Genomic DNA, 12,810 nt, shown 5'->3' on the forward strand with positions numbered 1-12,810 from the left:
GGCTCCTGCTGCGCGGGGTGCGGCCGGGCAGCCACCCGCGCGGCGGCGGCGTCCACCTGCGGCTGTGGTTCGCGGAGCAGTTGGCCGCCAGGTTGGGCGTGCCCGACCTGGCCTGCGCGCCGTGGATGGCGCAGTACGCCCGGCTGCTCGGCGCGCACGTCGGCCCCGACGCCGACCTGCACTCGGCTCCCCCGATCACGGGGCTGCTCAAGGTGGGCAGGGGGGCGTCCGTCGAGCAGGAGGTCGACCTCAGCGGGTACTGGTACGACGGCGACCTGCTCCACATCGGCGAGATCCGGATCGGCGCGGGCGCCACGGTCGGCTCCCGTTCGACGCTGCTGCCCGGCGCCAAGATCGGGAAGAACGCGCAGGTGGCTCCCGGTTCCGCGGTCGACGGCTCGGTCCCCGGGGGCGAGCGCTGGGCCGGGGCGCCGGCCACTCGGCTGGGCAAGGCGCGCAGGTCGCGGCCCGCCGGACGGGCCGCCCGCTCCCGGCTCTGGGTGCTGCTGTACGGCGTGAGCGGCCTCGCGCTCAGCCTGTTCCCCGTGGTCGCGGTCGCGTCCGGGCTGGCGGTGCTGGCCGGGTTCGTGGCGGGCGCTCGCACCCTCGGCGAGGCGCTTACCGCCGCACTGTACGGCGTGGCGCCGGCGACGATCGCCGGCATGGCCGCGTTCGCCCTGGTCACGCTGGCCGCCGTGCGGCTGCTCGGCGTCGGCATGCGTCCCGGCCACCACCCGGTGCACAGCCGCCAGGCGTGGCAGGCGTGGGCGACAGGACGGCTGATGGCCGCGGCGCGGGTCTGGCTGTTCCCGCTGTACGCGAGCGTCCTGACGCCGGTCTGGTTGCGCGCGCTCGGCATGCGGGTGGGCCGCGGCGCCGAGCTGTCGACCGTGCTCGCGCTGCCCACGATGACCTCGGTCGGCGACGGCGCCTTCCTGGCCGACGACACCATGGTCGCGCCGTACGAGCTCGACGGCGGCTGGATGCGGATCGCCTCCGCGCGGATCGGCAAGCGGGCCTTCCTCGGCAACTCGGGGATGACCGCCCCCGGCCGTAAGGTGCCGAAGGACGGCCTGGTCGGGGTGCTGTCGGCGACGCCGAAGAAGGCCAAGTCGGGCTCGTCGTACGTCGGCATGCCGCCGGTCGAGCTGCGCCGCACGGCGGAGGAGGGCGACAGGAGCCGCACCTACGACCCGCCCGCGCGGCTGAAGGTGGCCCGCGCGCTGGTGGAGTCCTGCCGGGTGCTGCCCGCGATGGCCACGGTCGCGCTGGCCGTGCTGGCCGCCGCGGCGCTCGAGTGGCTGGCGGCCCGTTTCGGCTTCGCCGTCGCCGCGCTGCTGGGCGGCGTGGTCATGCTGGTCGCCGGGGTCGTCGCGGCGGCGGTGGCGACCACGGCCAAGTGGGCGCTGCTCGGCAGGATCACGGCGGGCAACCGGCCGCTGTGGAGTTCGTTCGTGTGGCGCAACGAGCTCGCAGACAACTTCGTCGAGGTGCTGGCCGCGCCCTGGTTCGCGGAGCCGTGGCTGGGCACCGCGCCGCTGAACGTGTGGCTGCGCTCGCTCGGGGCGCGCATCGGGCACGGGGTCTCGTGCCACACGTACTGGCTGCCCGAGGCCGACCTGGTGCGCCTCGGCGACGGCGCCTGCGTCAACAGGGGCTGTGTGTTGCAGACGCACCTGTTCCATGATCGGGTGATGAGCATGGACACGGTGGCGCTGGGCGGCGGCGCGACGCTCGGCCCGCACGGCGTGATCCTGCCCGCGGCGCGGGTGGGCGAGGACGCCACGATCGGGCCGGCCTCGCTGGTCATGCGCGGCGAGGCGGTGCCGGACGGCACCCGGTGGTTCGGCAACCCCATCTCGGTGTGGCGATGACGTCGTACTTTCCCCGGCACGGCGACCACCGGTACGGGGTGTCGCACTACGACCTGACGCTGCGGTACCGGGTGTCCGCCAACCGGCTGGAGGGTACCGCCCGGCTGTCGGTGACGGCCGCCGAGCCGCTCGACGTCCTCGAGCTGGATTTCGGCCCGTTGCGGGTCTCCGGCGTCACCGTGGACGGGGCCGCGGTGCGCCACACGCACCGCGACGGCAAGCTGCGGCTGACCCTGCCACGGACGCTGACCGCGGACGCCACCGTGGAGGTCCGGTACGCGGGCAACCCCAGGCCGGTGCGGAGCGCCTGGGGTGGCCTGGGCTGGGAGGAGCTGACCGACGGGTCGCTCGTGGCCAGCCAGCCGATCGGCGCGCCCTCCTGGTTCCCGTGCAACGACCGGCCCTCCGACAAGGCGTCCTACCGGATCGCGGTGACCGCCGACTCGCCGTACCACGTCATCGCGAACGGCGTGCTCACCGCCAGGCGGCGGGCGGCCGGCGCCACCACCTGGGTGCACGAGCAGGCCGAGCCCATGGCGAGCTACCTGGCGAGCGTGCAGATCGGCCGCTACCGGCTCGACGACGCCGACGGCACCCCGCTGGCCTGCCCGGCAGGCCTGGCGGCCCGGGCACGGCACGACTTCGGACGGCAGGGCCAGATGATGGCCCTGTTCTCCGAGCTGTTCGGCCCCTACCCGTTCACCGGGTACACGGTCGTGGTGGCCGACGACGACCTCGACATCCCGGTCGAGGCGCAGGGCATGTCGATCTTCGGCAGGAACCACGTCGACGGCCGGCGGGGGTTCGAACGGCTGGTCGCGCACGAGCTGGCGCACCAGTGGTTCGGCAACAGCCTGACGGTGGCCTGCTGGCAGGACATCTGGCTGCAGGAGGGCTTCGCCGCCTACGCCGAGTGGCTGTGGTCGGAGGCGTCGGGCGGGCCGTCCGCCGACGAGCTCGCCGAGCGCTGGCGGCGCAGGCTCGCGATGCTCCCCCAGGACTTCGTGCTGGCCGACCCCGGCCCTGCGCTGCTGTTCGACGACCGCGTCTACAAGCGGGGCGCGCTGACCGTGCACGCGGTGCGGCGCGCGCTGGGCGACGGGGTGTTCTTCCCGGTCCTGCGGGCCTGGACGGCCGGGCACCGGCACGGGAACGTCACCACCGGCTCCTTCGCCGAGCACGTGGCCCGGCACGCCGCGCGACCGGTCGGCCCGCTCCTTTCGGCCTGGCTGTACGACAAGCCGCTGCCCTGATCCGGACGTGCGGCGAGCGTGCCGAAGGCGTCGTTGAGGGCCCAGGCCACGTACGCGGCAGGCCAGGTAGCGAACGTCCGTCAACGGAGCCTTGCCGGCAGAAGGCAACACCTGTTATTCCTTTATAAGGTGTCGGCAAGCGAAAGGCGCGCTATGAGCGATCAGTACGGGACGATCTCCGTCCGGCAGCCGCATCGCCCCCGCGCCATCAGCTACCACGGCGTCAGGACGGTCGCCGGATGGACGGTGAAGCTGTACGGCATCAGCGCGAACGGCGCCGTCCCCCGCGCCGGACTCCTGCACGCGACCACGGAGATCGCGGCGTCGGCGCTGCCGTCCCCGCCGCGCGCCGGCGACCGCTACGGCATCGGCTTCGCCATCGCGCACGACGCCGCCGACTACTGCTTCGCGCTGGTCGACTGGTGGTCCGGCGAGAACGAGATCCACCAGCGGCTGTACTCCGCGCCGCTGGACCGGCCCGCCGAGCTGCGGCCCCATCCGAGCCAGGCCATCGGCTGCGTGTGGGAGCTGGCCGTCACCGACTTCGAGCGGCGCGCGTGGCTGCGTCACGTGCTCGCCGCCCCCGACGGCCCGGACGTGGCCGCCTACCTGTGGTCCCACTTCGAAGAGAGGATCTGACCATGGACATGACGCTGGAACGGTTGGCGGAGTTCGGCGAGGCGTGGCGGAAGAAGGACCTTGACCGGCTCATGGAGTTCATGACGGACGACTGCGTCTTCCGGGCCTCCGTGGGGGTCGAGCCGGGCACCACCTTCCGCGGGCGGGACGAGGTCCGCCGCGGCTTCGAGCTGATGCTCGCCTACGACGCGGGCTTCGAGTCGCAGGGCGGCGACGCCTTCATCGCCGGCGACCGCGGCGCCTCCCAATGGTCCTATTCGCGGACGGACGAGGACGGGCAGCTCCATCAGGTGCACGGCTGCGACTTCTTCGAGTTCGCGGGCGACCGCATCCGCGTGAAGGACGCCTACCGCAGGGTCCACGGAGACATCGGCGATGCTCCCACCGGCTAGGCCCGAGGACGTCACCGGCCTGCCTCCCGGCATCGCGTTGCTCCACCAGTTCGCGAACACCGAGGACCGCCGTGGCTTCACCACCCACGGCCGGCGCCTGGAGGCGCACGACGCCCTCGCCACGCCCGCCGACCTCGAACGCTGGCTGCGGGAGCACGATCTGCTGCCTCCCGGCGTGGAGGTCGGCCAGGCCCATCTCACCCGCGCCCACACCCTCCGCGCCGCCCTGCGCGCGTCCCTCCGCCAGGACGCCGATGACGACGCGGGCGCCGACAGCGGCGGGAGCGCGCAGGGCGGTGAGGGCGGGACGGTCCTGCTCGACTTCCCCTTCGCCGTCAGGCTGACCGCCGGCCACGGCGCCGACCTGGTGGTCTCCGCCGACCCGGCCACCACCGCGCTCGCCCGGATCGCCATGGCGGCGCTCACCGCCACGGCGGACGGCACCTGGCACCGCCTCCGCATGTGCCCGGCGCCCGACTGCCAATGGGTCTTCTACGACCAGTCCCGCCCAGGCCGGGCGCGCTGGTGCTCCCCCCGGTTGTGCGGCAACCGGATGAAGACCCAGGCCTACCGCCGCCGCAGCACAGCAGGGAACCCCTGACCGCCGCGCCGCGTGAGGTCCGCACGCCGGACCGCCGGCGCGCTGCCCGCAGACCCGCGCCGCCCACCGCCGCCTGAGGCCGGTCTGGCCGTGACCGGTCTCAGGCCCGGGTCGACTCGCGCAGGGACGAGGCGTCCTGGGTGTTAGCGATATCAAAGAGGCCGCCAAGACCCAGACTTTCTCGTCGAGTTCCCGCCGGTTACGCCCGGCCGTCCCCGGGGACGTTCCGCATCGTCGCGTCGTCAGAGCAGAGATCCGCTCTTGCGGCTAAACGATAGCTTGCTATCGTTTAAGTCAGACCAGTCCGAACGACGAGTCATCCAGGGGGTTATATGAGCGAGTCCTCGACGCTGCCGCCGCTGCACATGCGGCGGGCCGCGTTCGATCCTGCTCCGGAACTCACGGAGCTGCGCGATACCGAGGGAATCAGGCGCGTCCCCACGCCATGGGGCACCGACGCCTGGCTGGTGACCCGCTACGCCGACGTGCGCGCCGTGCTCGGCGACGCGGAACGCTTCAGGCTGGCGCGGCAGGATCTCGTCCGCCTGCCGGGCGCGCCGAAGATGACCGACGAGGAGCTGAAGAAGCTGCGCGCCGGCAGCCTGCTCTCCCATGACCCGCCCGAGCACACCCGGCTGCGCAGGATGCTGACGCCGGAGTTCACCATCCGCCGGATGCGGCGCCTCGAACCCCGGATCCAGCGCATCGTCGACGACCATCTGGACGCCATGGAACGCGCCGGATCGCCCGCCGACCTGGTGTCGTCGTTCGCGCTGCCGATCCCGTCGCTGGTGATCAGCGAGCTGCTGGGCGTCCCGTACGGCGACCGCGAGGAGTTCCAGCACAGGACCGGCCGGATGCTCGACATGTCGGCGCCCGCCGCCGAGCGCGTGGCACTGCAACTGGAGTCGCGCGCCTACATGACCGACCTGGTCACCCGCATCCAGGCCGACCCGGGCGAGGACCTGCTCGGGATGCTGGTGCGCGAGCACGGCGACGACCTCACGACCGACGAGCTCGCCGGCATCGGCAACCTGCTGCTGGTGGCCGGCCACGAGACCACCTCCAACATGCTCGCGCTGGGCACGCTGGCCCTGCTGCGCCACCCCGACCAGCTCGACCTGCTCAAGAAGGAGCCCGAGCGGATCGACGCCACCGTGGAGGAGCTGCTGCGCTGGCTCACCATCGTCCACTCCGGCACCGCCAAGCTGACCTCGACGGAGGTGGAGATCGGCGGCCAGCGCATCGGCGCCGACGAGATGGTGATCTGCGCGCTGCCCACCGCCAACCGCGACCCCGCGCTCCTTCCCGACCCGGAGACACTGGACATCTCCCGTGGGCAGGCCGGACACCTGGCCTTCGGCCACGGCATCCACCACTGCCTGGGCGCGCCGCTGGCGCGGATGGAGATGCGCATCGCCTTCCCGGCGCTGTTCCAGCGCTTCCCCGAGCTGCGCGAGGCCACGCCGGACGCGCACTTCCGCTCCTTCCACATCGTGTACGGCCTGACGTCTCTCGAGGTCGCCTGGTGATCGACGGGTGATCGGCAGGTGATCGACGGGTGACGTCCAGCGACGGGTGACCGCATGGATGCTGCTAGCGTTCGACATGTGCGAGAGCAGCGACGTCGAGCGGACGCCCTGCGCAACTCCGACAGGATCGTCCGGGCTGCGATCACGGCGCTGCACGAGTCCGGCACGGCCGTCCCGCTGGAGGAGATCGCGCGCCGGGCCGGCGTCGGGATCGCCACCGTCTACCGGAGGTTCGGCGACCGCGACGGCGTGATCAGGGCGTCCTTCGAGACCTACTTCGTCGAGGAGATCGAGCCGCTCGTCCTGGCCGCCCGCGGCGCGGCCGACCCCAGGCAGGGGCTGGCCGAGGCGCTGGCGGCCGCAGTCGAGACGATGGCCGCCCACCGGGCCCTGCTCGCCGCCGCCCGGGAGGCCGGCGCGTTCACGGTCGGCCTCGCCGAGCGGTTCGTCGGGCCGCTCGGCGACGTGCTGGCCGCCGCCAAGGCGCGCGGGCTGATCAGGGACGACCTGCTGGTCCGCGACCTGGCGGCGATCGTGGTGATGACGCTGGCGACCGTCCGGATGAGCGCCGAGGACAGCACCGACCACCGGCGCTACCTGGCCCTGCTGCTCGACGGCGCCCGCCCGTCCGACGAGCCGCTCCCCCACCTGTCGTGCGAGGGCTTCTTCGCCAAGGACGCCCCCGGAAAGTGCGGGCCCCCTGCGTCCAAGTCGTGAGCCGTCGCTGAGAGAGCAGCCGGTACCCGCCCGGCGTGGCGTAATGTGCAATACCCGTGTCATTGACGCCATGGCCCCACCCTGACCAGCATGAAGTCATGAGCAGGCGGGTCGTGATCGTGATCTATGAGGGGTTCCAGCTACTCGACATGGCCGGGCCTGCCGACGTGTTCGCGACCGCGGGACTGACGGCCGGGCAGCACGGCTACCGGGTCGAGGTGACCGCCCTGCGCGAGGGGCCTGTCACTGCCTGCAACGGGATCGCGATCGCGGTGCGGACCCCGCTCGCCGAGCTCACCGGCCCCATCGACACGCTGGTGGTGGTGGGCGGCGTCGTCACCCTGGAGGACGCGCGCGACCCGGAGCTGGTCGAGGGCGTCGCCCGGCTGGCGGCTTCGGCGCGCCGGGTCACCTCGGTGTGCAGCGGGGCGCTGCTCCTGGCCGAGGCCGGGCTGCTGGACGGGCGCAGGGCCACCACTCACTGGTGGGTCGCCGACGCCCTGCGTGCCGGGTACCCGAACGTCGAGGTCGACGCCGACCCCATCTACGTCAGGGACGGGCACGTGTGGACCTCGGCAGGGGTCACCTCGGGCGTGGACCTGGCGCTGGCCCTGGTGGCCGAGGACCACGGCCACGAGATGGCCAGGCGGGTCGCGTCCGGCCTGGTGGTCTACCTGCACCGGCCGGGCGGGCAGAGCCAGTTCAGCACGGCGATGCGGGTGGCCACGCCGCGCAGCGAGCCGCTGCGTGAGCTGCAGGCGTTCATCGACGCCAACCCCGCCGGCGATCTCAGCGTGCCCGCGCTGGCCAGGCGGGCCGGGATGAGCGAGCGGCACTTCTCGCGCGTCTTCACCGAGCAGACGGGCCTGTCGCCCGGCCGGTACGTCGAACGCAGCCGGGCCGACGCCGCCAGGCGGCTGCTGGAGCTCACCGACCATCCGCTCGACCGGGTGGCCAGGGAGACCGGCCTCGGCAGGCCCGAAACCCTCTACCGCGTCTTCCGCCGCGCCTGGCGGATCTCACCGGGCGACTACCGTCGCCGCTTCCAGGTCAAGGAGAGCTGATCATGCATGTCGCGATTCCCCTCTATCCCCGTTTCACCGCGCTCGACGCCGTCGGCCCGTACACCGTGCTGGCCTACGCGCCCGGCGTCACGGTGACGTTCGTCGCGGCCGAGCCGGGGCCGGTCACCGACGACCGGGGCACGCTCACCCTGACGGCCACGGCGGGCTACGCCGACCTGCCGCGGCCCGACGCGATCGTGGTGCCGGGCGGGGCCGGCACCTTCGACGCCCTGGACGACCAGGCGCTGGTCGACTGGATCCGCACGGCCCACGAGGGCGCCGAGTGGACCACCTCGGTGTGCACCGGCTCGCTGCTGCTGGGCGCGGCCGGGCTGCTCAAGGGCCTCAAGGCCACCACTCACTGGGCCGTCCTCGACCACCTGGCCACGTACGGGGCCGAGCCGGTGCGCGAGCGCACAGTCGTGGAGGGCCGGATCGTGACGGCCGCGGGGGTCTCGGCGGGCATCGACATGGCGCTGACGCTGCTGGCCAGGACCGCCGACGAGGAGACGGCGCGGGCGGTGCAACTGGTCATCGAGTACGACCCGCGACCGCCCTTCGAGATGGACCTCGCGATGGCGGACCGCGCCCTCGCCCTCCTCGCCTGATCCCCCGCCCTCGCCTCCCACGGCCCGGCGCGGACTGCCGGCCGGGGAGGACGGATCGGACGAGCGGCGCTATCGCGTGACCTGGCCCAGGAGGCGGGCGCCGGGGCCGGGCACGGCGGTGCGGGCCTGGGTGGTCGCCCTTGTGCCGGGCCCGGGGAGATCCGCGCTGAAGGCGTAGACGACGACCGCTGTGGCGAGCGCGGCGGTGTTCAACCCCAGCGCCGTGTCGTCGATGTTGGCGATGGTGTCGCACGCCTGGTGGTAGCAGGCGTCGTACGGCCGGCCGGCGGTGCCGCCGAACAGCGCGGCCTCCTCCGGCGTCTTGGTGCCCTCGGCTCCGGTGAACAGGCCGCCGGACGGGATGCCGGCCGTGATGAACGGGCCGTAGTCGGAGCGGCCGTCGAAGTCGGTGCCGTTGTGGCCCTGGCCCAGGCTGTCGAAGTAGGTCTCGAACAGCTTCTCGATCTCGTCCGATCCGGGCGGCCCGGCGGAGGCGCCCTGGGCGTCGGAGTCGTCGCCGTCGTAGATCTTGAGCGCGTAGTTGGGTGAGGCGATCATGTCGACGTTGAGGTAGAGCCTGATCCTGGCGAGGTCGGCGGGGGCCAGGCTGCTCACGTAGAACCGGGAGCCGAGCAGGCCCAGCTCCTCCGCGCTCCACCAGGCGAAACGCAGCCTGTTCTTGGTCGGGACCGTGCCGAGCGCCTCGGCGACGGACAGGATGGCGGCGCTGCCCGAGCCGTTGTCGTTGATGCCGGGCCCGGCCACCACGGAGTCGAGGTGCGCGCCGGCCATGACGACCTTCCCGGGGTCGCCCCACCTGGACTCGGCGATCACGTTGTGGGTGGTGCGCATCTCGCTGATCGTGTCGGTCTTGAGGTGCACCACCGTTCCGGCGGGGGCCGACAGTTCCTGGCCGACGGCGAAGCTCGTCCCGACGACGGGGATGGCGACCGGCGTGCCCAGGTTGCCGCGCAGCGTCTCGGTGCGACCGGTCTGGCCCTCGTTGAAGATGATCGCGGCGGCGGCGCCGGCCGCCTGGGCGTTCTGCGCCTTGACGAGGAAGTTGCAGGTGCCGCGCTGCAGCAGGGCGATGTTGCCCGGCGTGAAGCCGGCGAAGTCGGCGGGCTCGCAGCCGGAGGTCGAGCCGGGCTCCGGCCCTGGCGGCAGGACCAGGTCGACGTTCTGCAGGGGTGCGGTGACCTCTCCCGGTCCGGAGTAGCTCATCGTCGCGAAGTCGCCGGCCGTGGAGCCGTCGGGCGGGGTCGGGGCGTACGTCCTGGGAGCGGGCGCGCTCCGTTCCATCCGCGCGGTGGACTTCTCCTGGTAGAAGGGGAAGTTGAACGGCTGGAGCGTCACCTTGTAGCCGGCCTTCCTGAGCTTGGCGGCCACGTAGTCGCGCGAGGCGTCGTGGCCGCTGGTGCCCGCGGCGCGGGTGCCGTCGTTGCCGTCGGCGATGTCCTGCAACGCCCGCAGGTGCCGCTTGACCGCGGGCGCGGTGACGGAGCCGATCAGCTCCCTCTCCGCCGGGGTCGGGCTGGAGTCGGCTTGGGCGGCGACCGGGGTGAAGGTGAGGGGCAGGGCGAGTGCCGCGACCACCGAGAGGGCACGTGACACCCTCGCTCGCGGGACATGGCGCATACGGGCTCCTCCGTCTGGAGTCTGTTTTCTCCGTCATGACGCTGAAGGAAACGGCGATCCGGCGGGTACACCGGCTTCAGCGCGGTAGATCACCGATACCCCGGCTGATCACGTCAGCCGCGCCCGCCGTGGCCAAGGCCGCTTCCAGGAAGATTGGCCTCCCCTTGACGCAGCCGGGGCGCCGCCGAGAGCGTGAGAGGGATCATCCGGCTACTGCGAGCGATCCCTGCTCCGCTCTCCAGCGCGTGGGGGTGGCAGCCGGATGTCCAGCTTCTTGTCGCGCGCCAGCCGGTCCGCCACCTCGTTGAGCCGGGCGCAGACGTCCTTGATGTTCTGGTGGGCCTTGTTGCGCTCGGCGATGATCGCGGCGAGCAGCAGCGCGGTCAGCGCCGCGGAGCCGTTGAAGGCCTGGAGGGCGACCATGTTGAGGAAGAGGTTGTGCTGGGCGAACGGGCCGGCGTGGTGGGCGGCCGAGACGATCGCCACCGTCGAGGCGATCAGCGCGCACGCCGCGGCCCCGAGGAGCTGGAAACGCAGCGCGGCCCAGATCAGGAAGGGGAAGACGAGGAAGAGCAGGTTGACGGGGCCCACGGTCGCCAGCAGCGTGACGAGGAAGGTGCCCAGCAGCAGCGCCGCCCCTTCGACCCAGCGCAGCGGGGGGGCGTCCCACGGCATCCGGGTCGTGCGGATCACGAGCAGGAGCGGCGTGACCACGAGCACGCCCATCGCGTCGCCGGTCCACCACACCGACCATGCGGGCCAGAACTCGCTGGGCCGCAGCCCGCCGGCGAGCACGAGCGAGCCGGCGCCCACGGTCGCGCTGACCAGCATCCCGGCGAAGGCACCGAGGAACACCAGGGAGAGCGCGTCACGCAGCCGGTCCAGTTCGAGGTGGAAGCCCACGCGCTCGAGCAGGAGGTAGGCGCAGACCGGCGCGAGCGTGTTTCCCACGGAGATGCCCAGGACGGCGGGCATCGTCGGCCCGATCGACACGTTGACCAGGAAGGCGCCGAGGGTGATGCCCGGCCAGATCCGGAGGCCGAGGAGGAGCAGGGCGGCCAGGCCGATGCCCGTCGAGGGCCACAGCGGTGTCACCTGCCCTCGGACCAACTGGTGTTGCAGCCCCAGTTTGGCGGCCACGAAATAGGCGATCGCGACGGCGAGGATTTTCACCGCCGTCATGGCATGATCCCGTAGCCCATCATGGACGGCGACAGCCCTCATCAGGAACACCTCCGGCCCCACCGAATCGGCGCCCGGTCAAGCGCGTACCGCGGCAACAGTCGTTCCGCTCTCACCTGCCCGTTCAGTCTCGACGATGTGCGCGAAACGCTCGGATTCCGGCCTTTAGCGTGAGACGACCGGCCCTGCTTCGAAACTAGTCATCATCCCGCCAGATGGGGATCAACGCCGGGTAATCGACGTATACGCCAAAGGCGATATCGCCATAGAACAAGGAAAAAACGACACGTCCCGGTGAGATTCTTTTTTTATCCGGTGTGTCTCATGACGGACCCGACAGGGCCGTCGGGAGGTCCGTCCGCCGGTCGAGAGCCTCCGCGGCCGTCCTGAGCCTGCTGATCACGTGGCTGAAGAGCGGGTTGGGGTCGGCCGTGCGGCGCACCGCGAAGACCCTGCGGACGTGGGCCGGGTTGCCGAGCTTGAACACGTGGACGTCGTGCGACTCGATCATGGCCAGTTCCGGCACGATCGCGACGCCCAGCCCCTTGCGTACCAGCTCGAAGGGCAGGTTGTAGTCGTTGGTGCGGAACAGCACGTCAGGGTGGAAGCCGCCGGCGGCGCAGATGTGGGTCAGGTTGCGCGCGGCGTCGCGGCCTTCGGAGTAGGAGATCCACCGTTCGGCGGACAGCTCGCCGAACTGGATGCGCTTCCTGCCGGCCAGCCGGTGGCTCGTCGGCACCAGCACGTACAGCGGCTCCTCCAGAATCAGCGTCATGTCGAGGTCCTTGGGCAGGGTGTGCGGGACCATCCCGTACTCGAACACCACGGCCAGGTCGAGCCGCCCCTCGACGACGGCCGGGATGGTGACCTCCGGATCGCCTTCCTCGTACCTGACGTCCACCTGCGGGCGGTCGCGCAGGAACTCGGCCAGCACGGCGGGCAGCAGCCGGAAGCCGGCCGACCAGAAGCTGCCCAGGTGCAGCCTGCCCCGGTGCGCGGTGGCGAACGAGCGCATCTCGTCCTCGGCCGCCTCCAGGTCCGCGAGCAGCCTGGCCGCCTTGCGGGCCAGCTGGGCCCCGGCCGCCGTCGGGCGCACGCTGCGCGGCGAGCGCTCGAACAGCTGGACGCCGAGGGTCCGCTCCAGCGACGAGATCTGCTGCGAGACGGCCGAAGGCGTGAACCCGAGGCGCTTGGCGGCCGTTCTGAGCGAGCCGGTGACGACCACCTCGCGAACCGCCTGCAGCTGGATCGGAGTCAGCATCGGCACAACTTAACAGCACGGACCTTACGATCACCAGACCCGCCGCTCG

12 protein-coding genes are annotated in these 12,810 nt (G+C 72.1%); 9 read left to right on the top strand and 3 right to left on the bottom strand.

What is annotated here, in order from left to right; all coding sequences use genetic code 11:
• From ABZ297_RS31755 to ABZ297_RS31795, 9 genes are all read left to right on the top strand, one after another.
• The coding region (locus ABZ297_RS31755; protein WP_355353737.1) for a Pls/PosA family non-ribosomal peptide synthetase at positions 1–1,874 on the top strand (1,874 nt) is incomplete at its 5' end.
• Positions 1,871–3,127, top strand: a complete 1,257-nt coding sequence (locus ABZ297_RS31760; protein ID WP_355353740.1) for a M1 family metallopeptidase — start codon at positions 1,871–1,873, stop codon at positions 3,125–3,127. The genes ABZ297_RS31755 and ABZ297_RS31760, both read left to right, overlap by 4 nt.
• A 153-nt stretch (positions 3,128–3,280) precedes the next feature.
• Positions 3,281–3,766 carry a hypothetical protein gene (locus ABZ297_RS31765; RefSeq protein ID WP_355353743.1) on the top strand — a complete coding sequence of 162 codons (486 nt, stop codon included), beginning with the start codon at positions 3,281–3,283 and terminating at the stop codon, positions 3,764–3,766.
• Positions 3,767–3,768: 2 nt separating this feature from the next.
• Positions 3,769–4,158, top strand: a complete 390-nt coding sequence (locus ABZ297_RS31770) for a nuclear transport factor 2 family protein (RefSeq protein WP_355353746.1) — start codon at positions 3,769–3,771, stop codon at positions 4,156–4,158.
• Entirely contained in the window at positions 4,142–4,759 is a 618-nt protein-coding gene (locus ABZ297_RS31775) for a CGNR zinc finger domain-containing protein (protein WP_355353749.1), read from the top strand. The genes ABZ297_RS31770 and ABZ297_RS31775 overlap by 17 nt, the downstream gene beginning before the upstream one ends.
• 332 nt (positions 4,760–5,091) lie before the next feature.
• The gene (locus tag ABZ297_RS31780; RefSeq protein WP_355353752.1) at positions 5,092–6,291 is read left to right on the top strand and encodes a cytochrome P450; all 1,200 of its coding nucleotides are present in this window, start codon (positions 5,092–5,094) and stop codon (positions 6,289–6,291) included.
• Between the two features lie 78 nt (positions 6,292–6,369).
• Positions 6,370–7,008: a TetR/AcrR family transcriptional regulator gene (locus ABZ297_RS31785; RefSeq protein ID WP_355353755.1), complete on the top strand. Its 639-nt coding sequence runs from the start codon at positions 6,370–6,372 to the stop codon at positions 7,006–7,008.
• A 98-nt stretch (positions 7,009–7,106) separates the two neighbouring features.
• Positions 7,107–8,072 (top strand): DJ-1/PfpI family protein, encoded by a 966-nt coding sequence (locus ABZ297_RS31790; protein ID WP_355353758.1) that lies wholly within the window; start codon positions 7,107–7,109, stop codon positions 8,070–8,072.
• Between the two features lie 2 nt (positions 8,073–8,074).
• A complete protein-coding gene (locus tag ABZ297_RS31795; RefSeq protein WP_355353761.1) occupies positions 8,075–8,680 on the top strand; it encodes a DJ-1/PfpI family protein in 606 nt (201 codons plus the stop codon).
• Positions 8,681–8,749: 69 nt separating this feature from the next.
• Here ABZ297_RS31795 and ABZ297_RS31800 read toward each other — a convergent pair whose 3' ends face one another.
• The 3 genes from ABZ297_RS31800 to ABZ297_RS31810 form a co-directional block, all read right to left on the bottom strand.
• Complete coding sequence (locus tag ABZ297_RS31800) at positions 8,750–10,318, bottom strand: M28 family metallopeptidase (RefSeq protein ID WP_355353764.1); 1,569 nt, start codon at positions 10,316–10,318, stop codon at positions 8,750–8,752.
• 210 nt (positions 10,319–10,528) lie between these two features.
• Positions 10,529–11,500: an MASE1 domain-containing protein gene (locus ABZ297_RS31805; RefSeq protein WP_355353767.1), complete on the bottom strand. Its 972-nt coding sequence runs from the start codon at positions 11,498–11,500 to the stop codon at positions 10,529–10,531.
• Between the two features lie 322 nt (positions 11,501–11,822).
• Entirely contained in the window at positions 11,823–12,761 is a 939-nt protein-coding gene (locus ABZ297_RS31810) for a LysR substrate-binding domain-containing protein (RefSeq protein WP_355353770.1), read from the bottom strand.
• Positions 12,762–12,810 lie beyond the last annotated feature (49 nt).

The organism is Nonomuraea sp. NPDC005983, from assembly GCF_040614375.1.
In the GTDB taxonomy this organism is placed as follows: domain Bacteria; phylum Actinomycetota; class Actinomycetes; order Streptosporangiales; family Streptosporangiaceae; genus Nonomuraea.

What these genes read in the sequence shown, in the direction of transcription:
- ABZ297_RS31765 (WP_355353743.1), top strand. Translation starts at nt 3,281, where the DNA reads ATGAGCGATCAGTACGGGACGATCTCCGTCCGGCAGCCGCATCGCCCC.
- ABZ297_RS31770 (WP_355353746.1), top strand. Translation starts at nt 3,769, where the DNA reads ATGGACATGACGCTGGAACGGTTGGCGGAGTTCGGCGAGGCGTGGCGG.
- ABZ297_RS31810 (WP_355353770.1), bottom strand. Translation starts at nt 12,761, where the DNA reads ATGCTGACTCCGATCCAGCTGCAGGCGGTTCGCGAGGTGGTCGTCACC.
- ABZ297_RS31805 (WP_355353767.1), bottom strand. Translation starts at nt 11,500, where the DNA reads ATGACGGCGGTGAAAATCCTCGCCGTCGCGATCGCCTATTTCGTGGCC.
- ABZ297_RS31800 (WP_355353764.1), bottom strand. Translation starts at nt 10,318, where the DNA reads ATGCGCCATGTCCCGCGAGCGAGGGTGTCACGTGCCCTCTCGGTGGTC.
- ABZ297_RS31790 (WP_355353758.1), top strand. Translation starts at nt 7,107, where the DNA reads ATGAGCAGGCGGGTCGTGATCGTGATCTATGAGGGGTTCCAGCTACTC.
- ABZ297_RS31775 (WP_355353749.1), top strand. Translation starts at nt 4,142, where the DNA reads ATGCTCCCACCGGCTAGGCCCGAGGACGTCACCGGCCTGCCTCCCGGC.
- ABZ297_RS31780 (WP_355353752.1), top strand. Translation starts at nt 5,092, where the DNA reads ATGAGCGAGTCCTCGACGCTGCCGCCGCTGCACATGCGGCGGGCCGCG.
- ABZ297_RS31795 (WP_355353761.1), top strand. Translation starts at nt 8,075, where the DNA reads ATGCATGTCGCGATTCCCCTCTATCCCCGTTTCACCGCGCTCGACGCC.
- ABZ297_RS31760 (WP_355353740.1), top strand. Translation starts at nt 1,871, where the DNA reads ATGACGTCGTACTTTCCCCGGCACGGCGACCACCGGTACGGGGTGTCG.